This window comes from Streptomyces sp. NPDC093221 (assembly GCF_044753885.1).
Taxonomy (GTDB): Bacteria; Actinomycetota; Actinomycetes; order Streptomycetales; family Streptomycetaceae; genus Actinacidiphila.
In genome coordinates this window covers 12626-38323 of the sequence record NZ_JBIVOA010000009.1, presented here as the reverse complement: position 1 = coordinate 38323, position 25698 = coordinate 12626, and the positions used below count along the sequence as shown (strand labels likewise).

Below are 25698 nucleotides of genomic sequence, written 5' to 3'. Positions count from 1 at the left end.
AGTGTGGTGCAGCCGGTGCGGTTCGGCCTGCGCGTTTTCCGTCTGCGCGGTCAGCGGCCGGTGGCTTGCTTGGCGTGCGCCAGGTGGGCGGTGAGCCGCTCCTGGATGCGCAGCGTGGCGGCGTGCATCGCGCTGCGGGTGCGGCGCCCGCTGCCGTCGCCCGCCTCGAAGGGCTCCCCGAAGACGACGTCGATCCGCGAGCGCAGCGGCGGCAGCGCCGGGACCGCCCGGCCCTTGGCGGTGCTGCCGAGGACGGCGACCGGCACGACGGGCGCGCCGGAGCGCACCGCGAAGTACGCCAGACCCGAGCGCAGCTCGGCGAAGTCGCCGTCGCCCCGGGTGCCCTCGGGGAAGATGCCGAGCATCCCGCCGCGCTCCAGGACGCCGAGCGCGGCGGTTATCGCCGTACGGTCGGCGGTCTCGCGGTCGACCTTGAGCTGCCCGATGGAGCGCAGGAACGGGTCGAGCGGCCCGACGAAGGCTTCCTTCTTCACCAGGAAGTGCAGCGGGCGCGGCGAGATGCCGATCAGCATCGGGCCGTCGATGTTGTGCGAGTGGTTGCCCGCCAGGATGACCGGGCCGTGCGCCGGTACCCGCCAGGCGCCGAGCACCCGGGGCCGCCACAGGCCGTTCATCAAGACGATGCCGATCCGGCGTCCGACGGCCGCTCCGCGCGGTCCCGGCGCCGTGCCCTGCTCTGCGGTCACCTGGGCGCCCGCTTCTCCTCGACCAGAGTGACGATGCACTCGATGACCTGGTCGAGGGTGAGGTCGGTGGTGTCGACCTCGACCGCGTCGGCGGCCTTGGCCAGCGGGGAGGTCTTGCGGCCCGAGTCGGCCGCGTCCCGCTTGATGAGCGCGGCCCGGGTGTCCGCGACGCTCAGCGCGCCGTTCAGCTCGCCGCTGCGGCGGGCGGCGCGGGCCTCGGCGGACGCGGTGAGGAAGATCTTGACGGTGGCGTCCGGGAAGACGGTCGTGCCGATGTCCCGGCCCTCGACCACGATGCCGCCGGGGGACGCGGTGGCGGCGGCGCGCTGCAACTCGACCATCCTGGCCCGTACCTCGGGGACCGCGCTGACGGCGCTGACCGCGGCGGTGACCTCCTGGGTGCGGATCGGGCCCGAGGCGTCCACGCCGTCCACGGTGATGCCGGGGGCCGCCGGGTCGTGGCCCGCGACGATGGCGGGCTTGCCCGCGCAGTCGGCGACGGCCACCGGGTCGTTGACGTCGATGCCGTTGCTCAGCATCCACCAGGTGATCGCGCGGTACTGCGCCCCGGTGTCGAGGTAGCTCAGCCCCAGCTTCGCCGCGACCGCCCTGGACGTGCTGGACTTGCCGGTGCCGGAAGGGCCGTCGATGGCGACGATCACCGGATTTTCCACAGCGGGTGGCCTTCCTCGTGCGCGGAGCGGGGGGCGGGCGGGCCGGCCGAGGGGCCGGATGCCATTCCCCCAAGGTTACCGGCCGCCCGCGCGCCGGAACGCCACGGGTTTTCCCTGCCGGGACGGGCACGGGGGCGGGGGCGGGGCCGGGGTGCCGGGCCGGGTGCCCGTCACGCTCGCGCCCGGGTGTGCCGGGTGAGCCATGTGCGCCCTGTGCCCGTGTACGGTCCTGCGGCTGACCCGTCCGGCACGCGTCCGATCCGTACCGCCGGAGCCCGGCCGCGCCCCGACCGTGCCACCGCCCGGCCCGCGCCGTACGTCTACTGCCGGATCGACCAGCCGCGTTCGCGCAGTGCCACGGTCAGGGCGGGCGCGGTGCGCGGCTCGACCATGAGGTGCACCAGACCGGCCTGCTGTCCGGTGGAGTGTTCGATGCGGACGTCCTCGATGTTGACGCCCGCCGCGCCCGCGTCGGCGAAGAGGCGGGCCAGCTCGCCCGGCTGGTCGCCGATGAGGACGGCCACGATCTCGTACGCCTTGGGCGCCGTGCCGTGCTTGCCGGGGACCTTGGCGCGGCCCGCGTTGCCGCGCCGCAGGATGTCCTCGATGCCCGCCGCGCCGCCGCGCCGCTTGTCCTCGTCGGCGGACTGGAGGGCGCGCAGCGCCGCGACCGTCTCGGTCAGGTCGACGGCGACGTCGGCGAGGACGTCGGCGACCGGTCCGGGGTTGGCGGCCAGGATGTCCATCCACATGCCGGGCTCGGAGCCCGCGATCCGCGTGACGTCGAGGATGCCCTGGCCGCACAGGCGTACGGCGGTGTCCTCGGCGTGCTCCAGGCGGGCCGCGACCATGCTGGAGACGAGCTGCGGGGTGTGCGAGACCAGGGCGACGGCCCGGTCGTGGGCGTCGGCGTCCATGACGACGGGGACGGCGCGGCACAGCGCGACCAGTTCGAGGGCGAGGTTGAGCACCTCGGTGTCGGTGGCCGGGGTCGGGGTGAGCACCCAGGGGCGGCCCTCGAAGAGGTCGGCGGTCGCGGCCAGCGGCCCGGAGCGCTCGCGGCCCGCCATGGGGTGGGTGCCGATGTAGTGGGTGAGGTCGCAGCCCAGCGCCTCCAGGTCGCGGCGCGGGCCGCCCTTGACGCTGGCGATGTCGAGGTAGCCGCGGCCGAGGCCGCGGGTCAGCGCGTCGGCGAGGGTGGCCGCGACGTGGGCGGGCGGCACGGCGACGATCACGAGGTCGACCGGGCCCTCGGGCTCCCCCGTGGTGCCCGCGCCGAGCGAGGCCGCGGTGCGCGCGGTGCCCGGGTCGTGGTCGGTGAGGTGGACGTCCACACCGCGCGCGGTGAGCGCGAGGGCGGCGGAGGTGCCCATCAGGCCGCTGCCGACGACCAGGGCGGTCCTCACTGGGCGACGCTCCCGGAGGCGTCCCGCTCGGGTCGGCCGCTCCCGCGGACCGTTCGTACCGCCACGTCACTGCTCCCTCGGCTGCTCACGTACCTGCCGACCAGGGTAGTCACCGGGGGCGGGGCGCGAGACGGACGCCCGCACTGCGAGACGCGCGGCGAGGACGTACGGGTGCCGCGGGCGTACAGGCGGCGCAGGCGTACAGGCGGCGCAGGCGTACGGGCAAGGCCCCCGTGACGGCCGGGTACGCGAGCCGGACCGCCACGGGGGCGGGGACATTACTTGCCGAGGCCGCCGAGCTTGCCGAGCTGCCTGCTGATGACGTCCTGGAGGGACTCCCCCTGCGGGACCTCGCCCTCGGGCGTCAGCTTGTCCACCGCCTCGGGGAGGCTGCCCGCGAGGTGGTCGGCGGCCTCCCGCGGGGAGACGCCCGCGTCCTGCGCCGCCTTCTGGAGGGCGTCGTCGGGAAGCGCCTGGGCGATCTGGTCGCCGGTGACGGGCTTGTTGTCGCCCTGGCCCACCCACGACCTGGCCTGCTCGCCGAGGCCGGACTTGTTGAGCATGCCGAGCAGCCCTTCGAGGGGGTTGCCCGAGGCGCCGTTGGCCGCGGCGGCGCCGGTGCCACCGGCCGCGCCCTTGCCGCCGAGCTGGCCCAGCAGCGAACCGAGGAGGCCGCCCGCGCCGCCGGAGGAGGAGCCGCCCTTCGCGCCGCTGAGCAGAGTGCCGAGAAGGCTTCCGAGGTCGTTTCCCGCCATGGTCTCGTCCCTTTCAGGAGTCGGGCCGTCGGCGCGCGTCACGTCGCCCGGCACCGAACACGGACAATGTCCCGCAAACCCGTCTCCGCCGCCACTTGCCACCGCCTCACCCGCCCGGACCAGGTAGAACTTCCCCATGCTCTTCCACTTGGTGCCGCTGGACGACTGGCTGCACGCGCCCGAGCGCCCGTACGCCCCCGCCTCCCTGGACGAGGAGGGTTTTGTGCACTGCTCGCCCGACGAGGCCGTGACGCTCGCGGTGGCCGACGCCTTCTACCGGGAGGTGGCGGGGCCGCTGATGGTGCTGCTGATCGAGGAGGCCGCGTTGCGCGCCGAGGTCCGCTGGGAGGCGGCCGATCCGGCGCCGCCGCCCGGCGTTCCGGAGGGCACGGCCTTCCCGCACGTCTACGGCCCCATCGACCGGCCCGCGGTGACCGGCATGCTGGAGGTCGTACGGGATTCGTACGGCCGTCCGCTCGGGCTGACGGCCTGGTCGTAGTCCCGCTACGGCCCTCGGGATCTCCCCCGCCGCAGCGGTACCGTGGGCCCCGCCCTCACCGTCCGCAACGTGATCACCGCACGAAGCAGTGGAAACTCCGGCGCTTGGTCGGACTTCATGGCGATAATCGCCCTCATGCGCGATCCGCTGGGGCACGACCTTGTCCGGGACCACACGGTCTATGCCTGCGTCATGGGCTCGCGCGCCTTCGGTCTGGCCACCGACGGCAGTGACACCGACCGGCGGGGTGTGTACGTGGCGCCCACCGAATTGTTCTGGCGTTTCGACAAGCCGCCGACGCATGTCACAGGACCGCGGCACGAACAGTTCTCCTGGGAGCTGGAGCGATTCTGCTCGCTCGCGCTGCGCGCCAACCCCAATCTGCTCGAATGCCTGCACTCACCGCTGGTGGAGTACGCCGACCCGACCGGGCTCGAACTCCTCGACCTGCGCGACGCGTTCCTCTCCCGCCGCGCCGACGCCACCTTCCGCGGCTACGCCGCCCAGCAGCTCGGCCGCCTCGAAGCGGACATCCGCACCCACGGCCAGCCGCGCTGGAAGCACGCCATGCACCTGCTGCGGCTCCTGATGTCCTGCCGCGACCTGCTGCGCACCGGCCGCCTCACCATCGACGTCGGCGACCAGCGCGAGCGCCTGCTGTCCGTCAAGCGCGGCGAACTGAGCTGGGACGAGGTCCGCGCTTGGATGCGCACGCTCCACGAAGAGACCGACACCGCCGCCGCCCGCTCCCCCCTCCCCACCGACCCCGACCGCCCCCGCATAGAAGCCTTCCTCACCCGCGTCCGCCGCACCTCAGCCACATTCCCACTCCCCCCCAAGCCCGCGTAGCTCACCCGCGCGAAGGCGCCCGTCCATCTGGACGGACGCCGCGCGGGTCCGCACCTCCAGGCCCGGCGGTCCGGCGGGGCCGGGGGGCGGGGCGGTGGGGTTAGAGCTCGACCTCGTGCATCAGCATGCCGACCTCGGTGTTGGTCAGGCGGCGGAGCCAGCCGGACTTCTGGTCGCCGAGGGGGATGGGGCCGAAGCTGGTGCGGACCAGTTTGTCGACGGGGAAGCCCGCTTCGGAGAGCATGCGGCGGACGATGTGCTTGCGGCCCTCGTGGAGGGTGACCTCGACGAGGTAGTTCTTGCCGGTGTTCTGGACCACGCGGAAGTGGTCCGCGCGGGCCCAGCCGTCCTCCAGCTCGATACCGCTCTTGAGCTGCTTGCCGAGGTCGCGCGGGAGCGGCCCCTGGATCGCGGCGAGATAGGTCTTCTGCACGCCGTAGCGCGGGTGGGTCAGCCGGTGGGCCAGCTCGCCGTGGTTGGTGAGCAGGATCAGGCCCTCGGTCTCGGTGTCGAGCCGACCGACGTGGAAGAGCCGGGTCTCGCGGTTGGTGACGTAGTCGCCGAGGCACTGGCGGCCGTCGGGGTCCTCCATGGTGGAGACGACACCGGCCGGCTTGTTGAGCGCGAAGAAGAGATACGACTGGGTGGCGACGGTCAGCCCGTCGACCTTCACCTCGTCGTGGTCCACGTCGACCCGCAGGCCCTGCTCGGTGACGATCCGCCCGTTGACCTCGACGCGGTGCTGTTCGATCAGCTCCTCGCACGCGCGGCGCGAACCCATTCCGGCCCGCGCGAGCACCTTTTGCAGGCGCTCGCCCTCCTGCTCGGCGCCGGGGAAGGTCTTGGGCGTCTTGATCTGCGGCTTGCTGTGCCGCTCCCGGTTGCGCTCCTCGATCTGCGCGTCCAGCTCGCGCGGCCGGGCCGGCACCGGCTTGCGGCCGCGGTTGCCGGTCGGCTTGTTGCTGCCGGGCTTGGTACGCGGCATGCCGCCGGGCTTGTTCGCACCGGACTGGCCGGTGCTGCCCACGTCGTAGCGGCGCTCCTCGGGACGCGGCGTGCCCTTGGGCCGCTGGCTCTGGCCCTCACCGCGGCGCGCGTCCCCCGAGCGCCCGTCGCCCGAGCGGCCGTCGCCGCGCCGGTCGGCACCGCCACGCCGGTCGGCGTCACGGGGCCTGTCGCCTCCGCCGCCCCGCGGGTTCCGGTTGCCGCCGCTGTTCCTGTCGCTGCTTCGCATCAAGTGTCCGTTGTCGAGGTGTCGTCCGGCGCGTCCGGATCGAACGACGGAAGCCCCTCCTGGGACTCCGCCTCGATCGCTTCCGCCTCCGGCAGGAACGGTGCTAGCTCGGGCAGCTCGTCGAGGCTGCGCAGGCCCATACGTTCCAGGAAGTAGTTCGTCGTCCTGTACAGGATCGCACCTGTCTCGGGTTCCGTCCCACCTTCCTCGACCAGCCCCCGCTGGAGGAGGGTGCGCATGACGCCGTCGCAGTTGACTCCGCGGACCGCCGAGACGCGCGAACGGCTGACCGGCTGCCGGTACGCGACCACCGCCAGCGTCTCCAGCGCGGCCTGCGTGAGCCGGGCGTGCTGCCCGTCGAGGACGAACTTCTCCACGGCGGGCGCGAAGGCGGGCCGGGTGTAGAAGCGCCAGCCACCGGCGACCAGCCGCAGGTCGAAGCCGCGTCCCTCGCGGGTGTAGTCGTCGGACAGCTCGCGCAGCGCCCTGCCGACGGCCCGCCGCGGCCGTTCCAGGACCTTGGCCAGGTGCTCCTCGGTGGCCGGTTCGTCGACGACCATCAGCACCGCCTCCAGGGCGGGCTTCAGCTCCAGCTCGGCGGTCGCGGCGGCGAGCAGGCCCGCGGGCGCCGCCGTATCGCCTGCCGCGCCGGCCGCGGCAAGGACCTCGGTGATATCCGACACGTCCGTCATTCCTCGGCCTCTCCCTGCTCGTGCTGCGGCTCACGCACCGGCACTGACTCCGCCGCCGGCACCGGTTCCGGCTCCCGCCGCGGTTCCGGCCTGCGCGCCGGAGCCGCCGCCTCCTGGTCGAACTCGTCGGTCACCAGCGGCGCCGCCGTGTCCTGTTCCCCGCCCGTCCAGCGGACCTGGAGCAGCCCCAGGGCCTCCTCCTGGTCCAGCGCGACCGCCTTCTCCCGGTACAGCTCAAGGAGCGCGAGGAAGCGCGCCACGACCGTCAGCGTGTCCGGCGCGTCCTCGGTCAACTGCCCGAAACTGGCCACGCCGAGCTCCCGCAGCAGCGCGATCACCCGCTCGCCCTGTTCCCGGACGCTCACCAGTGGCGCGTGGATGTGGTCGACGTACACCTGCGGCTTGGGCTTGGGCAGCATCGCCTTCACCGCGAGCCGCGCGAAGCGCTCGGGGCCGATGCTGAGGACGACCTCGGGCAGCAACTCCGCGTGCTGCGGTTCGAGGCCGACGGTACGGGGGTAGCGCAGCGCCTCGTTGTCCAGCCGCTCGGCGAAGATCGCCGCGATCCGCTTGTACGCCCGGTACTGGAGCAGCCGGGCGAAAAGCAGGTCCCGTGCTTCCAGCAGCGCGAGGTCCGCCTCGTCCTCGACCTCGGCGGACGGCAGCAGCCGGGCCGCCTTCAGGTCCAGCAGGGTGGCCGCGACCACCAGGAACTCGGTGGTCTGGTCGAGGTCCCAGTCCGGGCCCATGGCGTGGATGTACGTCATGAACTCGTTGGTGACCTTCGACAGCGCCACCTCCGTGACGTCCATCTTGTGCTTGGAGATCAGCCCGAGCAGCAGGTCGAACGGCCCCTCGAAATTCGCCAGCCGTACGGTGAAACGGTCCCCTCCGGCCGGAGCCGGAGCCGGCTCGGCCTCAACGGCCTCCACGGCTTCGACCGCCGCCGCGGGCCCGGTCTCTTCCACCGCCTCTTCCACGGCCTGTTCCGCCACCGCGACAGGCGGCTCCGCTGTCACGGCAGGCGTCGGTTCCGCCTCGGCGGCGGCGCCGAGCCCGAGGCTGCGGCGGGGAGTGGCGGGTGAGGTCGGCATCGGGGTCCAGGGTACGAAGTGGTCTGTGCAGGCTACTCGCCGCAGCAGGCCATGCCCCGTTCCCCGACCGCGCGCCGTCGGGGCGTCAGCGGCCCCGCAGACGGCGTACGAGGATGCTCGCGTCGCCGCGCGACTCCAGATCGGCCAGCACCACGGCGACGGCCTCGCGGACGATCCGGCCGCGGTCGATGGCGAGCCCGTGCTCACCGCGCAGCACCAGCCGGGCGTGTTCCAGATCCATCAGCTCCTCGGCGGAGACATAGACGGTGATCTTCTCGTCGTGCCGCTCGCGCCCGCTGGGACGGCGGTTCTGCCGGGCGGCCTTGCGCCGCGCCTGCTGGGGCTGCGGCTGGGCGGTGATCGGGGGCTGGACCGGTGCGGCCTGCGGCTGCGGCGCGGGCGCGGTCATGGTGCCGGCGGAGGCGGCGGGCGACGGCATACCGGCCCGTTCGGCGGTCAGCGGGCGGCGTGAGGTCGGGATGTCCCGGCCGCCGTGTTCCGCGCTGTCCTCGCCCTGTCCCGCAGTGCCGGAGGGTCGTGTCCCTTCGTCGCCGTCCGCGGGATCGGCCGCGTCGTTCCCGGCGGCCGGGTCGGCCACCGGTACGGACCGCAGCCGGCCGTCCGCCTGCGTACCGTTCTGTCCTTCGCCCGGACCACCGGAGCCGCCGGAGCTCCCGGAACCACCGGAGCCGCCGGGGCCGGGGCCGCCGGGGTGCTGCCGTGGCTGCGGGGCCTGGAGCGCCGCTCCTCCGGTCGTCCGGAACAGCTCGTCGGCGCCCGGCAGACTCACTCGGCGTGGCACCGGGCGAGCACCTCCCTGGCGAGCTGGCGATAGGCGGCCGCGCCGACGGAGTTGGACGCGTAGGTGGTGATCGGCTCGCCCGCCACGGTCGTCTCGGGGAACCGCACGGTGCGGCCGATGACGGTGTGGAAGACGTGCTCGTCGAACGCCTCGACGACCCGGGCCAGCACCTCGCGGCTGTGCACGGTGCGCGAGTCGTACATGGTGGCGAGGATGCCGTCGAGCTCCAGCTCGGGGTTGAGCCGCTCGCGGACCTTCTCGATGGTCTCGGTGAGCAGCGCGACCCCGCGCAGTGCGAAGAACTCGCACTCCAGCGGAACGATCACCGAGTGCGCCGCGGTGAGCGCGTTGACCGTCAGCAGGCCGAGCGAGGGCTGGCAGTCGATGACGATGTAGTCGTAGTCGGCCATCAGCGGCTTGAGGGCGCGCTGGAGCGACGACTCGCGGGCGACCTCGCTGACGAGCTGCACTTCCGCTGCCGACAGGTCGATATTGCTGGGGAGCAGGTCCATGCCGGGCACCGCGGTCTTCAGCAGGCACTCGTCGGCCGCCAGTCCGCGTTCCATCAGCAGGTTGTAGACCGTGATGTCGAGTTCCATCGGGTTGACCCCGAGGCCGACCGAGAGCGCGCCCTGCGGGTCGAAGTCGACAAGAAGCACCCGGCGGCCGTATTCGGCCAGCGCCGCGCCCAGGTTGATGGTCGAGGTGGTCTTGCCGACCCCGCCCTTCTGGTTGCACATCGCGACGATCTTCGCGGGGCCGTGGTTGGTGAGCGGATTGGGGATCGGGAAGTACGGCAGGGGCCGGCCGGTGGGGCCGACGCGTTCGCGGCGCTGCCGGGCCGCGTCCGGGGCGAGGGTGGCCGCGTACTCCGGATCCGGTTCGTACTCGGCATCCGGGTCGTAGAACTGACCGTCCTGCAGGTCGTTGTCGTTGAAAGGCGCCATGGCGTAAGCAGGTTGCGTCTCTGTGTTCGTCTCGGGCCGGCGGGACTCGAAGGTGCGGACCGCGACGGAACCGACGGTCATTCCTGGTTGACCACCCCCGGGAGCAAATGTCGACTCATTCACAAGTCGTCTTACCTCCTTGGTGACCAGGAAACTTCTAGACAGGTCAGCGTGACTACAGCCGACGATTCGCGACTCTATGGCGTGTCGGTGGTCCACAGCAACACAATCCGCCGGACACGGCACGATGTGTCGGCAACCGAACACCCCGCTGTCAAGGGCGTAAGCACATGAACGGCCGGGCCTCGCCACACAAGACCCGGCCGGTGGTGCGGTGTTGGCGCGATGTTGACGCGCCTGGTCACAGTGGCCGCCGCTCAGCCCAGCAGCGCGTGCAGGTCGGTGGAGTCGAGGCCGTGCGCCTCGGCCACCGGACCGTAAACAACTTGTCCCTCATGCGTGTTGAGACCGAGAGCGAGAGCCGCGTCACGTCGCAGCGCCTCGCGCCAGCCGCGGTTGGCCAGTTCGACGATGTACGGCAGCGTCGCGTTGGTCAGCGCGTACGTCGAGGTGTTGGGAACCGCGCCGGGCATGTTCGCGACGCAGTAGAACACCGACTGGTGTACGGGGAACGTCGGTTCGGCGTGCGTGGTGGGGCGGGAGTCCTCGAAGCAGCCGCCCTGGTCGATCGCGATGTCGACAAGGACAGATCCCGGCTTCATGCGCGAGACCAGCTCGTTGGTGACCAGCTTCGGCGCCTTCGCGCCCGGAATGAGCACCGCGCCGATCACGAGGTCGGCGTCGAGCACGGCCTTCTCCAGCGCGTAGGCGTTGGAGGCGATGGTCTGCACGCGGTTGCCGAACACCTTGTCGGCCTCGCGCAGTTTGTTGACGTCCTTGTCCAGCAGCGTGACGTGGAAGCCGAGTCCGAGCGCGATGGTGGTGGCGTGCCAGCCGGAGACACCGGCGCCGATGACGACGGCCTTGCCGGACTGGACACCGGGGACGCCGCCGGGCAGGACGCCGCGACCGCCGGCCGAGCGCATCAGGTGGTAGGCGCCGACCTGCGGGGCGAGCCGGCCGGCCACCTCGGACATCGGGGCGAGCAGCGGGAGCTGGCGGTTCGCGGTCTCCACCGTCTCGTACGCGATGGCGGTGGTGCCCGACTCCAGCAGCGCGTCCGTGCACGCGCGGGAGGCGGCGAGGTGCAGATAGGTGAAGAGCGTCTGGTCCTTGCGGAGCCGGTGGTACTCCTCGGCGATCGGCTCCTTCACCTTGAGCAGCAGATCGGCCGTGGCCCACACCTCGTCGGCGGTGGCGAGGATGCCCGCACCGGCCGAGACGTACTCCTCGTCGGGGATGGACGAGCCGTCGCCGGCGCCCTGCTCCACGAAGACCTGGTGTCCATTGCGGACGAGTTCGTGCACGCCTGCCGGGGTGATGGCCACGCGGAACTCGTTGTTCTTGACCTCGCGGGGGATGCCCACCTTCACGTCGATCACGGTCCTTGCGCTCAGGGAAGAATGACCGCTTTGGGGCGGCAGAAAGCCAGTCTAGTGAAGGAAGACTCTCTGTCCAGCCTTACAAAGTGACCACTTTGGCCGAGACCATTGGCAGTTTCGTAGGTATACAGCGCGGGGATCGTCAGTTCGGCGCCGACTCGCCCTCGCTGAGCAGGCGGTTCGCGGCGGCGCGCTGGACCGTGGCGCCGCTGGGATCGCCGAGCCGGTCGAGCGTGTCGGCGAGCCGCAGCAGGATCGCGCCCTCCAGCCGCCGCTCCCCCGCCTTGCGCGCCCAGTACAGCGCGTCGCGGCAGGTCCGCAGCGCGTCCTCCGGGTAGCCCGCGTACTCCTGCACCCGCGCGGCCTCGGTCAGCGCGCGGGCCTGCGCGCCCAGGTCGGCCAGCCGCCGGTACGCCCCGGCGGCGGCGCGCCATTCGCGCAGCGCGGGCCCGTACCGGCCGTCGTAGGTGAACAGCGCGCCGATCCGGCCGTGCAGCCGGGCCTCGTGGAAGGTCTCGCCGCGTTCCTGGCGCAGCGCGAGCGCCCTGCCGTACCAGTCGGCGGCCCGCTGCGGGTCGTGCCGCTCCTGGTACGTACCGCCGAGGGCTTCCAGCACCCGGCCCTCGGCCTCCGCGTCGTCGCACTTGCGGGCCGCGCCCAGTGCGGCGCGGTACCGGTCGAGCGCCCGGTCGGAACGGCCCGCCGCCGCGTCCAGGTCGCCGAGATTGATCAGCGCCGCCGCCTTCTCCCGGTCCAGGCCGCGCCGCTCGGCGACGTCCAGGACCAGGCCGTGCAGTTCGTACTGCTCGGCCGCCATCGCGTTCCCGCCGGGGAAGGCGGCGAGCGCCTGCACCTGGGCGGCGATCAGCCGTCTGGCCAGGGTGTCCAGATCGCCGTCCGCGACGGCGACCCGCGCGGAGGCCAGCAGCGCGGGCAGGCGGGACCGCAGCCACTCGGCGGCCGTCGCGGGCGAGTCGAAGCTGAGGCTGCGCGGGCCGTCGTCCGGCAGCCGCATCCGCACGAGCGCCGAGCCGCACGACAGCAGCAGCCGTACGGTCCGCTCCAGCATCCTGGCCCGGGCCAGCCGGACCTCCTCCGGGCGGTCGCGGGATTCGAGCAGCCCGCGCAGCAGCGGCTCGAAGCAGCCGGGCAGGCGGTACTGCGGCGGCAGCTCGTCGCCCGTCACCGGACCGGGCGCCAGCAGTGCGCCGCCGACGAAGTCGTCGAGCGTGCTCTGCGCGGCGGCCACGGAACAGCCCGCGAGCGCCGAGGCGACCTGCGCGTCGACCATGCCCGCAGGTGCCAGCGACAGGAGTCGCAGCATCCGCGCGGCGGTCTGCGGCACGTCCTCGTAGACCAGCCGGAAGGACCGGACGAGTTCGCCCTGCGCGGTGGCGCGCGAGGGCGCCGTCCCGTCCGCTTCGGCCGAGGGCGCGGCGGGCGCGTCGGCCGAGACGGTACGCAGCCGGGTCGCGGCGTCCGCCACGGAGAGCGTCGGCCGGGCCGCGAGCCAGGCGGCGACCAGCCGCAGCGCGGTGGGGTGCCCGCCGATCTCCTGCACCAGGGCCTCGGCGGCGCGCGGGTCGCAGGTCACCCGGGTGGAGCCGATGCTGTGCGCGAGCAGTTCCACGGCGGCGGGCGTGTCGAGCCCGCCCAGCGTGCACGGCCGCACGTCCGGCACTCCGGGCAGCGGGCCGTCCGAGGTGACGACGACAAGGCTGCCGGGCGCGTCGGGGATCAGCCCGTCGAGCTGATCGGCGCGCAGGACGTCGTCCAGGACGAGGAGCGTCTTGCGCGAGGTGGCGGCGGGGCCGCCGGACGGGGCGGCCGGGGCGGGAGCGGCGGGTGTTACGGGGGCGGCCGATCCGCCGGCTCCCGGAGTACGGGCGAGGGCTCGGCGGAGGGCGCGGACGGCCTGCTCGGCGGGTACGGGCTCCCCCTCCGGGGAGGTCATACGCAAGAAGACCTGGCCGTCCGGGTAGTCGTCGGCCAGGTCTTCGGCCAGGCGCAGCGCGAGCGCGGTCCGACCGACGCCGGGGCGTCCGGCGACGAGCAGCACGCGCGCCCGCCCCTTCCCCTGCTTTCCGAGGCCCGGCCGTCCGATCTCCCCGCGCAGCTCCGCCAACTCCCTTTCCCGGCCCACGAATTGACCGTCGCCCCGGGCTCCCGCCCATACGGCGGCGCCGACCCGCACCGTGACCTCGCCGGTCCGGCTCACCGGGCGGGCAGCGCCCGCGCCGACATCCGAAGGCGCGGCGGGCGCGGTCCCGGCCCTGGGGTCGGCCTTGGGGTCGGCGTTGGGGTCGGCCTTGGGGTCGGTCTTGCGATGAGGCGTGGGATCAGGCTGGGGGTCCGCCTCGACGTCGGCCCCGGTGTCCGCCCCGGACCCGTTCTCGGTTCCCGGCGCGACGGCGGCGGTGCGCTCGGCCTTCGCCGGACGAACGGCCGGAGTGTCCGGTGCCGACTCGGACTCGGACTCGGGTTCCGGCTCGGCGTCCGGTCCGGCGGCGGTGCGTTCGGCTTTGGGGCCGGTCGCGGACGACGGCTCGGCGTCCTTCGCGGGCGACTGCTCCGGCCCGGACTCGACGGCGGCAGAAGGGGCCTCGGGGGCCGGGCCCTTGCGCGTCGGGGAGCCGGCGGAAGCCGACCGTCGGCGGCGGGCGCGCGCCTTGGCGGGTGCGGCGGCCGTGTCCGGTTCAGGTGCCGCCGGGGCGTCCGCTCCCGCAGGGGTCCCGTTGGGGTTCAGCGCCTGATCCGTCACGGCCTACGCTCCCGGCTCAGTGGGGTCGTCCGCGCGGGGCGCGGATGCGCGGGTACGCGGCTACGGCGACGAGCCTAGTTCACGCGGTCGGGCCGGTCCGGGGCTCCGACGCGGCCGACCGCGTAAATGATCACTCCATCGGATCATCGAGACCGATGAGGGAGCTGTGAAGAGGCTGGGGAGCGGACGGTCAGGGCGTGAAGGGCCGCGCGGGCCACGGCGACTCGGCGGGCCGCAGCGCGTCCAGACCGGCGCCGTTCATCGCGGCCTGGAGCGCGAAGACGCCCACGACCAGGCAATTGTTGTGCAGGTCGCCCGCGAGGATCCCGCTGACGAGGTCGGCGAGGGGGACGCGGGCCAGCTCCATGTCGGCCTCCTCCTCGGCGACCGCGAAGCGCTCGCCGTCCGCCTCGGAGACACCGCGCGCGAGGAAGATCCGTACCGCCTCGTCCGTACCGCCGGGGCTGGTGTAGACGTCGGTGAGGACCCGCCAGTCCTCGGCCTTGACGTGCGCCTCCTCGTACAGCTCGCGCTGGGCCGCGTGCAGCGGATTCTCGCCGGGGATGTCGAGCAGTCCGGCCGGGATCTCCCAGAGCTTCTGCCGTACGGGGTGCCGGTACTGGCGCAGTACGAGGACGCGGTCGGCGTCGTCGAGGGCGAGGACGGCCACCGAGCCGGGGTGGACCTGGTAGTCGCGGACGGCGGTGGTGCCGTCGGGCATGACCACCTCGTCCGTGCGTACCGACGTCTTCTTGCCGGTGAACGGCGTGGAGGTCACGGTGACCCGCCACTCCTCCTGAGTGTCCTTCAGCATGCTGCGCCTTCCGAGTCCGTGACCGTACCGAGTGACCGGGAGCGGGCGCCGGGCCCGCTCCCGTAACGCCGCCTTCAGCCCTGCCGCTCCTGCGGGTCCTGCTGCTGGCGCGCGACCGCCGCCTTGACCAGCCCGGCGAACAGCGGGTGGGGCCGGGTCGGGCGGGACTTCAGTTCGGGGTGCGCCTGGGTGGCGACCAGGTACGGGTGCACCTCGCGCGGGTACTCGACGTACTCGACGAGCTTGTTGTCGGGCGAGGTGCCCGAGAAGACGATGCCGGTCGCCTTCTCCAGCTCGGCGCGGTAGGCGTTGTTCACCTCGTAGCGGTGGCGGTGCCGCTCCTCGACGTACGGCTGGTCGCCGTAGACCTCGCGGACGATGGAGCCCTCGGCGAGCTTCGCCGGGTAGGTGCCCAGGCGCATCGTGCCGCCGAGGTCGCCCTTGCCGTCCACGATGTCGAGCTGCTCGGCCATGGTCGAGATGACCGGGTGTCCGGTGCCGGGGTCGAACTCGGTGGAGTTGGCGTCGGCGATCCCGGCGAGGTTGCGCGCGGCCTCGATGACCACGCATTGCAGGCCGAGGCAGAGTCCGAGCAGTGGGACGCGGTTCTCACGGGCGAAGGTGATCGCGGTGACCTTGCCCTCGACGCCTCGGTCGCCGAAGCCGCCGGGCACGCAGATCGCGTCCACATCGCCGAGCTGCGCCGCCGCGCCCGCCGGGGTCCGGCAGTCGTCGGAGGTGACCCACTTGACGTGCACCTTCGCGTTGTTGGCGAATCCGCCGGCGCGCAGTGCCTCGGTCACCGACAGATAGGCGTCGGGCAGGTCGATGTACTTGCCGACCAGCGCGACCTTCACCTCGTGGGCGGGCTCGTGCACCCGCTTGAGCAGGTCGTCCCACTGGGCCCAGTCCACATCGCGGAAGGGCAGGTCCAGCCGCCGGACGACGTACGCGTCCAGGCCCTCGGTGTGCAGCACCTTGGGGATGTCGTAGATGGAGGGCGCGTCGATCGCGGCGACCACCGCGTCCTCGTCGACGTCGCACATCAGCGAGATCTTCCGCTTGATGGCGTCCGGCACATGGCGGTCCGCGCGCAGCACGATCGCGTCGGGCTGGATGCCGATGTTGCGCAGCGCGGCCACCGAGTGCTGGGTCGGCTTGGTCTTCAGCTCGCCGGAGGGGCCGATGTACGGCAGCAGCGAGATGTGCACCACGAAGACGTTGTCCCGGCCGACCTCGTGCCTGACCTGGCGGACCGACTCCAGGAACGGCAGCGACTCGATGTCGCCGACCGTGCCGCCGACCTCGGTGATGACGACGTCCACGTCGTCGGTGGCCATCCGGCGGATACGGGACTTGATCTCGTTGGTGATGTGCGGGATCACCTGAACGGTGTCTCCGAGGTACTCGCCGCGCCGCTCCTTGGCGATCACCGTGGAGTAGATCTGGCCGGTGGTGACGTTGGCGGAACCCGCCAGATTGACGTCGAGGAAGCGCTCGTAGTGGCCGATGTCGAGGTCGGTCTCGGCGCCGTCGTCCGTGACGAAGACCTCGCCGTGCTGGAAGGGGTTCATGGTGCCCGGATCCACGTTGAGATAAGGATCGAGCTTCTGCATGGTGACCCGCAGGCCCCGTGCCTTGAGCAGCGCCCCGAGGCTGGAGGCCGTCAGGCCCTTGCCGAGAGAGGAGGCCACACCACCGGTGACGAAGATGTGCTTCGTCGTGGATTTCGGCGCATTCTTCAGAAAAGCTGCCAAGAGGGGGCTCCCGTGGTCGCGAGGTGAGGGTCGGGACGGCGTTCGTGCTTGGGAGCGCCGTCGCGGCGGTTCAGTGGTTCATCCCACCGGCCCACGGGCTACCAGGGTATCAGCGACCCCGGCCGCCGAATGATGCGCCACGGCGGCCGGCGGGCACGACCGATGACTTTCGCCACTCCGGGCCGCCACCGCCCGGCCTCCGCCCGGCCTCCGGACGGCCATCGGGCGGTCGCCGGGCGGTCTTGGTGAGGTCTTCGTGAGGTCTTCGGGCAGCTTTCGTGCGCTCTTCTGGCCGTCGAAGCGCCGTCGAAGGGCCGTCGAAGGGCCGTAGTAAGGCCGTAGTAAGGCCGTAGTAAGGCGTTGTAGCGCAGCCGCGGGGCCGTCGTGGAGCCGCCGCGGGGCCGGTACACCCGACCGGCGGAGCGAAGATCGCGGAGACATGCGCACGCCCTCCTCGGACGACGTATCCTGCACGGACGCATTGCTACGAGCCGACCGGCACGGCACTATCCCCGCCCAGTTCCCGGATCATGAGCTCGTCCAAAATCCCCAGACCGCAAGACCGTCCCCAGCGGGGGCGGCGCCTGTCGTTCGACTGGAGTTGCACGTGGCCGGGCTCATCGAGGACTACGCCCTCATCGGTGATATGCAGACCGCCGCACTGGTCTGCCGGGACGGCACGGTCGACTGGCTGTGCCTCCCCCGGTTCGACTCGCCCGCCGTCTTCGCCGGACTGCTCGGTACCGAGCAGCACGGCTTCTGGCGGCTCGGCCCCGCGCACGGCAAGGACGACCAGCCGCCGGCCGCGACGCGCCGCAGGTACCGGGGCGACTCGCTGGTGCTGGAGTCCGAGTGGGACACCGAGCGCGGCACGGTCCGTGTGATCGACTTCATGCCGCCGCGTGACGGCGCACCGCAGGTCATCCGGATCGTGGAGGGCGTGCACGGCCGCGTCCCGATGCGCTCCGCCCTGCGGATGCGTTTCTCCTACGGGCAGATCACGCCGTGGGTGCACAAGGTCGGCGACCGTACGGTCGCGGTGGCCGGGCCCGACTCCGTGTGGCTGGACACCGATGTCGACACCTACGGCCAGGATCTGACGACGTACTCCGAGTTCACCGTCGCGCCCGGCGACCGCATCGCGTTCACCATCAGTTGGGAGCCGTCGCACAAGCCGCAGCCCTCGCTGCCGGAGCCCGAGGCGTCGCTGACCGCCACCGAGGACTTCTGGCGCGAGTGGGTCGAGCAGTGTACGTACACCGGGCCGTACCGGGACGCGGTGGTGCGCTCGCTGATCACGCTCAAGGCGCTGACGTACGGGCCGACCGGCGCGATCGTCGCCGCGCCGACCACCTCGCTGCCCGAGGACATCGGCGGGGTCCGCAACTGGGACTACCGCTTCACCTGGCTGCGCGACGCCGCGATCACCCTGTCCTCGCTGCTGCGCACCGGCTACCGCGACGAGGCCCGCGCCTGGCGCGAGTGGCTGCTGCGCGCGGTGGCGGGCGACCCCGAGAACCTCCAGATCATGTACGGCATCGCCGGCGAGCGCGAGCTGGGCGAGAACGAGCTGCACTGGCTGCCCGGTTACGAGGGCTCCTCCCCCGTGCGGATCGGCAACGGCGCGGCCCACCAGCTCCAGCTCGACGTGTACGGCGAGGTCACCGAGGCCCTGCACCTGGGCCACATGACGGGCCTGGCCCGCAACGACTACGCGAGCGTCCTCCAGCTCAAGCTGATCCGCTACCTGGAGAAGCACTGGAACGAGCCGGACGAGGGCATCTGGGAAGTCCGGGGCCCGCGCCGCCACTTCGTGCACTCCAAGGTGATGGCCTGGGTCGCGGTCGACCGCACCGTCAAGCTCATCGAGTCCGGCGAGGTCGACGGCCCGCTGGAGCGGCTCAAGGAGCTGCGCGAGGACATCCACTACGACGTGTGCGAGAAGGGCTTCGACCGGGAGCGCAACACCTTCACGCAGTCCTACGGCTCCAAGGAGCTGGACGCCTCGCTGCTGCTCATCCCGCAGATGGGCTTCCTGCCGCCGGACGACAAGCGGGTCATCGGCACCATCGAGGCGATCCAGCGGGAGCTGTCGACCGAGGACGGCTTCGTCCTGCGCTACCCCGTCTCCAGCGGCGCCGACGGCGAGGAGAATCTGGACGGCCTGCCCGGCGACGAAGGGGCGTTCCTCGCCTGCTCGTTCTGGCTCGCCGACGACCTCGCGATGATCGGCCGGGTCGAGGAGGCGCGCAAGCTCTTCGAGAAGCTGCTGGCGCTCCGCAACGACCTGGGTCTGCTCGCCGAGGAGTGGGACCCGCGCCGCAAGCGCCAGGTCGGCAACTTCCCGCAGGCGTTCAGCCATGTGCCGCTGATCGACACGGCGCTGCGGCTCACCGCCACCGGGGCGTTCCGCGCGTAACGGGTCCCGGACCCCGGTCCGTCAGACCTGCGTCAGCTCGTCGTAGACGCTGAGCACCTGGGCCACCGTGTCGTCCTCGGTGGGCCAGGTGGCGGCCTGGGCGCGGCCCGCCACGGACAGGGCGGTACGGCGGCCGGGGTCGGCGAGCAGGGTGACGACGGCGCGGGCGAGGGCCGCCGCGTCGCCGTAGGGGACGAGGACCGCCGCGTCGCCGACGAGTTCGGGGGTGCCGCCGACGGCGGTGGCGATCAGGGGAACGCCCGCGTGCAGGGCTTCCTGGGCGATCAGCGGGCGGGCCTCCCAGCGGCTGGGCAGCACGACGAGGTCGGCGGCGGCGAGCAGTTCCGGCACGTCGTCGCGGCGGCCGAGCAGGACCACCGGGAGCTGTTCCGCCTCGATCCGCTTCTCCAGGGCCGCGCGCCTACTGCCCTCGCCCGCGACGGCTACCAGCGGCGGCGGTTCGAGACCCGTCCAGTGGGCGGCGGCGTCCAACAGCAGGTCGTAGCCCTTGTGGGCTTCGAGGCGGCCGACGGCCAGCAGCAGCGGGCGGTCGATCGCGCCGAATTCGGCGCGGGTCTTGTGGGTGTGCCGCTCGCCGTCGCCGGGCAGGCGCGGCGGCGGGGCGACCGGGCGCGGTACGGCGGCCGGTGCCAGCCTGACGTCCTTGGCGCCGAGGTGGCGGGCCCGGTCGACGAGTTCGGCGCAGACGCCGAGGACGACGGTGGCGCCGCGTACCGCCCGGCGCTCCAGCCAGCGCAGCAGCGCGGCGCGGCCCGCGCCGTCGTGTTCCGCGGGGGCGCCGCCGTGCCAGGTGAGAACCAGTGGGGTGCTGCGCCCGCCGAGCGCGATCGCGGCCAGCAGTCCGGCGCGCAGGCCGTGCGCGTGGACGATTCCGGCGCCGGAGAAGACGGCGCGCAGGGCGGCGACGGCGGGCGCGTCGGTGGCGGCGGCGGCCCTGCGGCCGATGTCGAGGGGTACGAAGCGGGCGCCGGTGCCGGAGAAGGCGTAGTCGGCCTCGGCGGCGGGGGGCCCGCAGACGGTGACCGCGACACCCCGCGCCACGAGCCCGCCCGCCAGCGAGCTGACGTGCGCTCCCGACGTCGTGCCCATGACGTGCACGGCGTGGAGCTGCCCCTGGAAGGGGGTGGACATGCTGCTCACGCGGGGCACTGCTCCTGACTCGGCACGGGACGGCGGGTGTTGGCGGGTACGGGCAACCCCTCCAGGATGCCAGGCCGCACCCGCGGGTCACCGGTCACGGTCGCGCTCAGGCCCGCTCACCCGCCCTTGGGATCACCCATACGGGTGTGCCACGCGGCCCCAGGAGTCAACGTGCCGCACTCCGGGCGCGTTCCACAACCGCTCGTGGGAGGAGATCCGGTCGCCCGCTGCGGTCATCGCGATGAGCGCCGCCGCGTGCAGCAGCAGCCCGGTCCTGCCGTTGGCGACGACGATCGCCGCGCCCAGCGCCGCGCCGAGCGCGTGGGCGCCGCCGTCGCCGAGCATCGTCCGCTCGCTGAGGTCGTCGCCGAGTACGGCCGCCGCGGCGCCCACGGGGGCCGCGGCCAGCACTCCCGCGGGGCCGCGGCGCAGCAGGCCGGGCACGCCGACGGCGATGACCGCCTTCGCGGCGCGGCCGGGCGAGATGTCCACCAGGTTCACCGCGTGCGCGGTGCCCGCGATGACGACGCCCGCGAGCAGTTGGTCGAAGGGCCGCACCTTGAGCAGGGTGCCCGCGGCGAGCCCGGCCGCGCCGATGCCGAGGAGTTTCACGGCGCCCGAGGTGAACCGGCCCTCGCGCAGCGCCTTCAGATGCGCGCCGAAGCCGCGTTCGTCGGGCGAGCCGGCCTGGTCGTCGTAGGCCCCGCAGGCGCCCGCGGCCAGTGCGGCGCCGACAGCCGCGATCCGGGAGCGTACGGTCAGGCCGCGCGCGGTGCCCAGGGCGGTCGCGGCCCCGGCCGCGGCGGCCAGGCCGCCGTACAGCTCCACACCGCGCCCCGCGTAGTTGCTGCGCTGCCACATCCGGGCCTCGACCGGGGGCCGCCTGCGCAGCTCCGCGTAGGCCGCGCGGGTCGCACCGGCCGCCGCCATGCCGACGGACAGCCGTCCCGACCGCCCCTTCCAGCCACGCCTGCTCATCCCGCTGCCTCCACGTCGTCGCCGTCGTCCGCTCGCGGCCAACCGCCGCGCCCGGCTGCGCAATTACCCGGCCCGCACAGCCTTCCCCGCCACGCCCCCGGAAAGCCGTCTCCGCGCGCTCCCGCCGCGCGCGGCACATTATCCGACCGCGCCGATGTCCTCCGGACCCGGACCACCAGGGGCCCGCAGGCCCGTCCGACCGACGCGCCGCGTCCGGCCCCGCCCCTGTCCCGGACCGCCAAGGGCTCTCCGCGGCCGAGGTGCCGTACCGCCCTCGCCGCACCCCGGCGCACCCGGCCTCCTTCGACAGGCCGCCACCCGACCGACCTCACCCTCCCGCCTCCCGCCGCCTCAACGACTGGCGGCCACGCGCCCCCCGCCCGCCCGGGCGGTGCACCCGCACGTCGCCATCCGGACCTGCGGTCCCAGGCCCGCTCCTCGGGCAGCTCCGACCGGAGCGGCCGGGCCTCAGCACCCCGGCTGACGCCCCCGGCGGCACCGGCCTGCCTCCGGACGGCCACGCGACCTCACGCCAGGACCGGCGGCGCAGCCGGACCTCGGCGTCCGGGCCCGCTCCTCGGACCGCCGCGAGACCCCGGCCACGTCCGAGCGGAGCGGTCGGGGCTCAGCGACACGGCTGACGCTCCCGGCAGCACCGGCCTGCGCCGGACCGCCGCGAGACCTTGGGCACGTTCGACCGGGGCGCTCAGCGGCTCGGCGACGCGGCTGGCGGCAGCGGGCCGGGGTGTCGGGGGGTCAGCGGGCCGCCTTGGCCGCGGCGAGGAGTTCCTCGGCGTGGGCGCGGCCCAGTTCGGAGTCCTCGAGACCGGCCAGCATGCGGGAGAGCTCCTTCACCCGGGCCTCGCCCTCCAGGATGGTGACGCCGCTGCGGGTGACGGACCCGTCGTTGGTCTTCTCGACCAGGAGCTGCCGGTCGGCGAAGGCCGCGACCTGCGGGAGGTGGGTGACGACCACGACCTGCGCGGTACGGGCCAGGCGCGCCAGGCGGCGGCCGACCTCGACCGCCGCCTTGCCGCCGACTCCGGCGTCCACCTCGTCGAAGAGGTACGTCGGCACCGGGTCGGACCCGGCGAAGACCACCTCGACGGCGAGCATGACGCGCGACAGCTCACCGCCCGAGGCACCCTTGGCGATCGGCCGGGCCGGGGAGCCGGGGTGCGGGGCCAGTTGCAGCTCCACCTCGTCGGCGCCGGTCGGGCCGAAGGCCACGGCCCGGCCGCCCACCTCGATCCCGGCGTCCGGCTCGGCCGTCTCGGTCTGCCGGATCGCAACGCCGACACGGGCGTGCGGCATCGCCAGCTCGGCGAGTTCCGCGGTGACGGCGGCGGCGAAACGGTCCGCCGCCTCGCACCGCGCGTCGGTCAGGTCCTGGGCGAGCGCGCCCAGCTCCGCGCGGAGCGCGTCCCGCTCCGCGGTGAGTCCTTCGATCCGCTCGTCGTCGCCCTCGAGTTCGCCGAGCCGCGCGGCGCTCTCCTCGGCCCAGGCCAGCACGCCGTCGATGTCGACGCCGTACTTGCGCGTCAGATGCGCCAGTACGGACCTGCGCTCCTCGACGGCCGCGAGCCGCAGCGGGTCGGCGTCCAGATTGTCGGCGTATCCCGCCAGCTCGCCCGAGACGTCACCGAGCAGGATGCCGATCTCGCCGAGCCGGGCCGCCAGGGCCGCCAGCTCCGGGTCGTGCGTGCTGACCGCGTCCACCGCGCGCTGCGCCCCCGCGACGAGGGTGCCCGCGTCCACGCCCTCCGGGTCCTCCGGGTTCCCCGCGAGCGCCGCGTGCGCGATGGCCGCCGCGCTCGCCAGCGCCTCGGCGTGGCCGAGGCGGGCCGCCTCGGCGGCCAGCTCGGTGTCCTCGCCCGCGACCGGCTCGGCCGCCGCCACTTCCTCGATGCCGAACCGCAGCAGGTCCGCTTCCTGCGCGCGCTCCCTGGCCCGCGTCGTCAGCTCGTCCAGCTCCGCCGCGACCTCCCGCAGCCTGCGGTAGGCCGACCCGTACTTCGCCAGCGGCGCCGCGACGGCGTCGCCCGCGTACCGGTCCAGGGCCTCGCGCTGCCGCGCCGGGCGCAGCAGGCCCTGCTGGTCGGTCTGGCCGTGCACGGCCACCAGGTCGTCCGCCAGCTCGCCGAGCAGCCCGACCGGGACGGTACGGCCGCCCACGAACGCCCGTGAGCGGCCTTCCGCCGAGACGGTACGGCTGATCAGCAGCGCGCCGTCGTCCAGCTCCGCGCCCGCTTCCTCCGCCCGTACGGAGGCCCGGTTGCCGGGGGCCATCGTTATCCGGCCCTCGACGGACGCCGCCTTCGCGCCGATGCGTACCAGCGCAGGATCGGCCCGGCCGCCCAGGAGCAGGCCGAGGCTGGTCACGACCATGGTCTTGCCCGCACCGGTCTCGCCGGTCACCGCGGTGAAGCCGGGTGAGAGTTCCACCACGGCGTCCTCGATGACCCCGAGCGACCGGATTCGCATTTCCTCCAACACGGGTACGACCATACGAGGTTTGCGCCCCGCCGCGCGACGGTCCCCTGCGGGGGGCGGTACGCATCTCCGGGGCTCGGCCCCGAACGGGTCCCCCTTGCGGAGTGGGCAAGCGTCTTCCGGGGCGCGGCCCCCGGCCTTTCTTCGCCGGGGCGGCACACCGGTCTTTTCAGGGGCGGCTGGGGCTGCGCGGCCCGCCGAAGCGCTCCCGCGGGGCACCACCGGCCCCAGCGGGGCAGACCGGCTGTTCTCGGGCCGACGGCCCGGCGGGGGCTGGTCGCGCGGTTCCCCGCGCCCCTAAGAACCCGGCCCTGCGCAAGGGGAGCGCCCTGTCCTCACGCCCGCGACGGGCGCCCGCCTGCGCGCAGCGAACGGTCCGCCGTCAGGCGGGTTATTGGGGGGCGCCGCGCCATCCGGCGACGGGGAGGGCGAATTTGGCGACGAGACGGTCCGTGAAGGAGGCGTGGTGGAGCCGGGCCAGCCGCACGGGCACGGCGCCCCGGCGGACTTCGACGCGGGCACCGGCGAGAAGCTCGACGGTACGGCGGCCGTCGCACCACAGGACGCCGTGCGGCGTCTTGGGCTGGACCTCGACGGCGAGGACGGAGCGGGGCGAGGTCACCAGGGGCTTGGCGAAGAGGGCGTGGGCGCTGATGGGCACCATCAGGAGCGCTTCGACCTCGGGCCAGACGACGGGCCCGCCGGCCGAGAACGCGTAGGCGGTGGAGCCGGTGGGGGTGGCGCAGACGACGCCGTCGCCGCCGAAGCGGGAGACCGGGCGGCCGTCGACCTCGGTGACGACCTCCAGGAGGCGTTCGCGGGACGCCTTCTCGACCGAGGCCTCGTTGAGCGCCCAGTCGGTGTGCACGATGTGCCCGTCGTTGCGGACCAGCACGTCGAGGGTCATCCGCTCCTCGACCTCGTACTCGCGGGTGACGACGCGGTCGACGACCTTGTCGAGGTCGTCCCGCTCGGCCTCGGCGAGGAAGCCGACCCGGCCGAGGTTCACGCCGAGCAGCGGCACCCCGGAGGCGCGGGCGAATTCGGCGCCGCGCAGCAGTGTGCCGTCACCGCCGAGTACGACGATCAGCTCGCAGCCCTCGACGGACTCGGGCCCCGGCTCCGTGACGTGCTCGACCTCGGCGGGCAGCGGCAGGTCCGCGGCCTCCTCGGCGAGCAGCCGTACGCCGATCCCGCACCTCAGCAGCCCCTTGACCACGCGTTCCGCACTGCGGATGGCGGCCGGGCGGCCGGTGTGGGCGAGCAGGAAGACGGTACGGGCGCCGCCCGGTCCGCACTGCGCGTCGCGTCCGGCTTCGGATCCGGTTCCGGATTCGGTCTTGGTGGTCAACGGGGCCCCTCCGCCACAGCACGGTCGACATCGGCCGGGTCCAGAGGAGGCGCACCGGCCCGCAGCCACAGAAAATATTCCACATTCCCGGACGGTCCGGGCAGCGGACTGGCCGTGACGCCCAGCACCCCGAGCCCCAGCTCCGCCCCCTGAGCGGCGACCTTGCGTACGCTCTCGGCCCGCAGCTGGGTGCTGCGGACGACGCCACCGCTGCCCAGTCGTTCCCTACCCACCTCGAACTGCGGCTTCACCATCAGTACGAGATCGGCGTCGGGCGCGGCGCACCGTACGAGCGCGGGCAGCACCAGACCGAGCGGAATGAACGACAGGTCGCCGACGATCAGGTCGACGGGGGTGCCGTCGATGTGGTCGAGCGTCAACTCGCGGACGTTCGTACGGTCCTTGACGGTGACGCGGTCGTCGCTCTGCAACGACCAGGCCAGCTGGCCGTAGCCGACGTCGACCGCGACGACCTCGGCGGCGGCCGCCCGCAGCAGCACATCGGTGAAGCCGCCGGTGGACGCGCCCGCGTCGAGCGCCCTGCGGCCCTCGACGGTCAGCCCGCGCGGCTGGAACGCGGCGAGCGCGCCGGCCAGCTTGTGGCCGCCGCGCGACACGTAGTCGGGTTCGTCGGCGTCCCGCGCCACCACCACGGCGGCGCTGGTCTCCACCTGCGTGGCCGCCTTCGTGGCGGTCGCGCCGCCGACGGTCACCCGCCCGGCGGCGATCAACTGGCTTGCGTGCTCCCGCGAGCGCGCGAGACTCCGGCGCACCAGCTCGGCGTCGAGTCGGCGTCGTGCCAC

21 protein-coding genes are annotated in these 25698 nt (G+C 73.4%); 3 read left to right on the top strand and 18 right to left on the bottom strand.

Annotated elements, in window-relative coordinates; translation table 11 throughout:
* Positions 1-50: 50 nt before the first annotated feature.
* The 4 genes from ACIQCJ_RS28470 to ACIQCJ_RS28455 form a co-directional block, all read right to left on the bottom strand.
* Entirely contained in the window at positions 51-746 is a 696-nt protein-coding gene (locus ACIQCJ_RS28470; RefSeq protein ID WP_402712957.1) for a lysophospholipid acyltransferase family protein, read from the bottom strand.
* A complete protein-coding gene (cmk, locus tag ACIQCJ_RS28465; RefSeq protein ID WP_355333492.1) occupies positions 704-1381 on the bottom strand; it encodes a (d)CMP kinase in 678 nt (225 codons plus the stop codon). Before cmk ends, ACIQCJ_RS28470 begins: the two co-directional genes overlap by 43 nt.
* 320 nt (positions 1382-1701) lie before the next feature.
* Complete coding sequence (locus ACIQCJ_RS28460) at positions 1702-2787, bottom strand: prephenate dehydrogenase (RefSeq protein ID WP_355333494.1); 1086 nt, start codon at positions 2785-2787, stop codon at positions 1702-1704.
* Positions 2788-3065: 278 nt separating this feature from the next.
* Positions 3066-3542: a YidB family protein gene (locus ACIQCJ_RS28455; RefSeq protein WP_391048595.1), complete on the bottom strand. Its 477-nt coding sequence runs from the start codon at positions 3540-3542 to the stop codon at positions 3066-3068.
* Positions 3543-3678: 136 nt separating this feature from the next.
* On the opposite strand from ACIQCJ_RS28455, the gene ACIQCJ_RS28450 reads away from it, so the two are divergent.
* Positions 3679-4041, top strand: coding sequence for a DUF952 domain-containing protein (locus tag ACIQCJ_RS28450; RefSeq protein ID WP_391048597.1), 363 nt, complete (start codon positions 3679-3681; stop codon positions 4039-4041).
* A gap of 135 nt (positions 4042-4176) precedes the next feature.
* Positions 4177-4890, top strand: a complete 714-nt coding sequence (locus ACIQCJ_RS28445) for a DNA polymerase beta superfamily protein (RefSeq protein ID WP_402712956.1) — start codon at positions 4177-4179, stop codon at positions 4888-4890.
* Positions 4891-4990: 100 nt separating this feature from the next.
* On the opposite strand, the gene ACIQCJ_RS28440 is transcribed toward ACIQCJ_RS28445, so the two are convergent.
* From ACIQCJ_RS28440 to ACIQCJ_RS28400, 9 genes are all read right to left on the bottom strand, one after another.
* Entirely contained in the window at positions 4991-6124 is a 1134-nt protein-coding gene (locus ACIQCJ_RS28440) for a pseudouridine synthase (protein WP_188285806.1), read from the bottom strand.
* A complete protein-coding gene (scpB, locus tag ACIQCJ_RS28435) occupies positions 6124-6816 on the bottom strand; it encodes an SMC-Scp complex subunit ScpB (RefSeq protein WP_402712955.1) in 693 nt (230 codons plus the stop codon). Before scpB ends, ACIQCJ_RS28440 begins: the two co-directional genes overlap by 1 nt.
* Positions 6813-7910 (bottom strand): segregation and condensation protein A, encoded by a 1098-nt coding sequence (locus ACIQCJ_RS28430; protein ID WP_402712954.1) that lies wholly within the window; start codon positions 7908-7910, stop codon positions 6813-6815. The genes scpB and ACIQCJ_RS28430 overlap by 4 nt, the downstream gene beginning before the upstream one ends.
* An 85-nt stretch (positions 7911-7995) precedes the next feature.
* A complete protein-coding gene (locus ACIQCJ_RS28425; RefSeq protein WP_402712953.1) occupies positions 7996-8712 on the bottom strand; it encodes a hypothetical protein in 717 nt (238 codons plus the stop codon).
* Positions 8697-9659 (bottom strand): ParA family protein, encoded by a 963-nt coding sequence (locus tag ACIQCJ_RS28420; RefSeq protein WP_355333513.1) that lies wholly within the window; start codon positions 9657-9659, stop codon positions 8697-8699. The genes ACIQCJ_RS28425 and ACIQCJ_RS28420 overlap by 16 nt, the downstream gene beginning before the upstream one ends.
* Before the next feature lie 377 nt (positions 9660-10036).
* Entirely contained in the window at positions 10037-11152 is a 1116-nt protein-coding gene (gene ald / locus ACIQCJ_RS28415; protein WP_355333609.1) for an alanine dehydrogenase, read from the bottom strand.
* 151 nt (positions 11153-11303) lie between these two features.
* Positions 11304-13922, bottom strand: coding sequence for a tetratricopeptide repeat protein (locus tag ACIQCJ_RS28410; protein WP_402712952.1), 2619 nt, complete (start codon positions 13920-13922; stop codon positions 11304-11306).
* Between the two features lie 190 nt (positions 13923-14112).
* Positions 14113-14736, bottom strand: coding sequence for an NUDIX hydrolase (locus tag ACIQCJ_RS28405; RefSeq protein WP_355333518.1), 624 nt, complete (start codon positions 14734-14736; stop codon positions 14113-14115).
* Between the two features lie 74 nt (positions 14737-14810).
* Positions 14811-16481 carry a CTP synthase gene (locus ACIQCJ_RS28400; protein ID WP_391048675.1) on the bottom strand — a complete coding sequence of 557 codons (1671 nt, stop codon included), beginning with the start codon at positions 16479-16481 and terminating at the stop codon, positions 14811-14813.
* 613 nt (positions 16482-17094) lie between these two features.
* On the opposite strand from ACIQCJ_RS28400, the gene ACIQCJ_RS28395 reads away from it, so the two are divergent.
* Positions 17095-18912: a glycoside hydrolase family 15 protein gene (locus tag ACIQCJ_RS28395; RefSeq protein WP_391048613.1), complete on the top strand. Its 1818-nt coding sequence runs from the start codon at positions 17095-17097 to the stop codon at positions 18910-18912.
* A gap of 21 nt (positions 18913-18933) precedes the next feature.
* On the opposite strand, the gene ACIQCJ_RS28390 is transcribed toward ACIQCJ_RS28395, so the two are convergent.
* The 5 genes from ACIQCJ_RS28390 to ACIQCJ_RS28370 all read right to left on the bottom strand — a co-directional run bounded on the left by ACIQCJ_RS28390 (position 18934) and on the right by ACIQCJ_RS28370 (position 25698).
* A complete protein-coding gene (locus ACIQCJ_RS28390) occupies positions 18934-20064 on the bottom strand; it encodes a glycosyltransferase family 4 protein (protein ID WP_355333613.1) in 1131 nt (376 codons plus the stop codon).
* A 141-nt stretch (positions 20065-20205) separates the two neighbouring features.
* The gene (locus ACIQCJ_RS28385; protein ID WP_355333523.1) at positions 20206-21051 is read right to left on the bottom strand and encodes a hypothetical protein; all 846 of its coding nucleotides are present in this window, start codon (positions 21049-21051) and stop codon (positions 20206-20208) included.
* Positions 21052-21807: 756 nt separating this feature from the next.
* Positions 21808-23559 (bottom strand): DNA repair protein RecN, encoded by a 1752-nt coding sequence (gene recN / locus ACIQCJ_RS28380; RefSeq protein WP_402712951.1) that lies wholly within the window; start codon positions 23557-23559, stop codon positions 21808-21810.
* A 376-nt stretch (positions 23560-23935) separates the two neighbouring features.
* Complete coding sequence (locus tag ACIQCJ_RS28375) at positions 23936-24895, bottom strand: NAD kinase (RefSeq protein ID WP_355333527.1); 960 nt, start codon at positions 24893-24895, stop codon at positions 23936-23938.
* Entirely contained in the window at positions 24892-25698 is an 807-nt protein-coding gene (locus ACIQCJ_RS28370) for a TlyA family RNA methyltransferase (RefSeq protein ID WP_402712950.1), read from the bottom strand. Before ACIQCJ_RS28370 ends, ACIQCJ_RS28375 begins: the two co-directional genes overlap by 4 nt.

Bases quoted from the DNA above. Each gene is read 5' to 3' on its own strand.
- ACIQCJ_RS28455 (WP_391048595.1), bottom strand. From the start codon at position 3,542: ATGGCGGGAAACGACCTCGGAAGCCTTCTCGGCACTCTGCTCAGCGGC.
- ACIQCJ_RS28450 (WP_391048597.1), top strand. From the start codon at position 3,679: ATGCTCTTCCACTTGGTGCCGCTGGACGACTGGCTGCACGCGCCCGAG.
- ACIQCJ_RS28445 (WP_402712956.1), top strand. From the start codon at position 4,177: ATGCGCGATCCGCTGGGGCACGACCTTGTCCGGGACCACACGGTCTAT.
- ACIQCJ_RS28440 (WP_188285806.1), bottom strand. From the start codon at position 6,124: ATGCGAAGCAGCGACAGGAACAGCGGCGGCAACCGGAACCCGCGGGGC.
- scpB (WP_402712955.1), bottom strand. From the start codon at position 6,816: ATGACGGACGTGTCGGATATCACCGAGGTCCTTGCCGCGGCCGGCGCG.
- ACIQCJ_RS28430 (WP_402712954.1), bottom strand. From the start codon at position 7,910: ATGCCGACCTCACCCGCCACTCCCCGCCGCAGCCTCGGGCTCGGCGCC.
- ACIQCJ_RS28420 (WP_355333513.1), bottom strand. From the start codon at position 9,659: ATGGCGCCTTTCAACGACAACGACCTGCAGGACGGTCAGTTCTACGAC.
- ACIQCJ_RS28405 (WP_355333518.1), bottom strand. From the start codon at position 14,736: ATGCTGAAGGACACTCAGGAGGAGTGGCGGGTCACCGTGACCTCCACG.
- ACIQCJ_RS28390 (WP_355333613.1), bottom strand. From the start codon at position 20,064: ATGTCCACCCCCTTCCAGGGGCAGCTCCACGCCGTGCACGTCATGGGC.
- ACIQCJ_RS28385 (WP_355333523.1), bottom strand. From the start codon at position 21,051: ATGAGCAGGCGTGGCTGGAAGGGGCGGTCGGGACGGCTGTCCGTCGGC.
- recN (WP_402712951.1), bottom strand. From the start codon at position 23,559: ATGGTCGTACCCGTGTTGGAGGAAATGCGAATCCGGTCGCTCGGGGTC.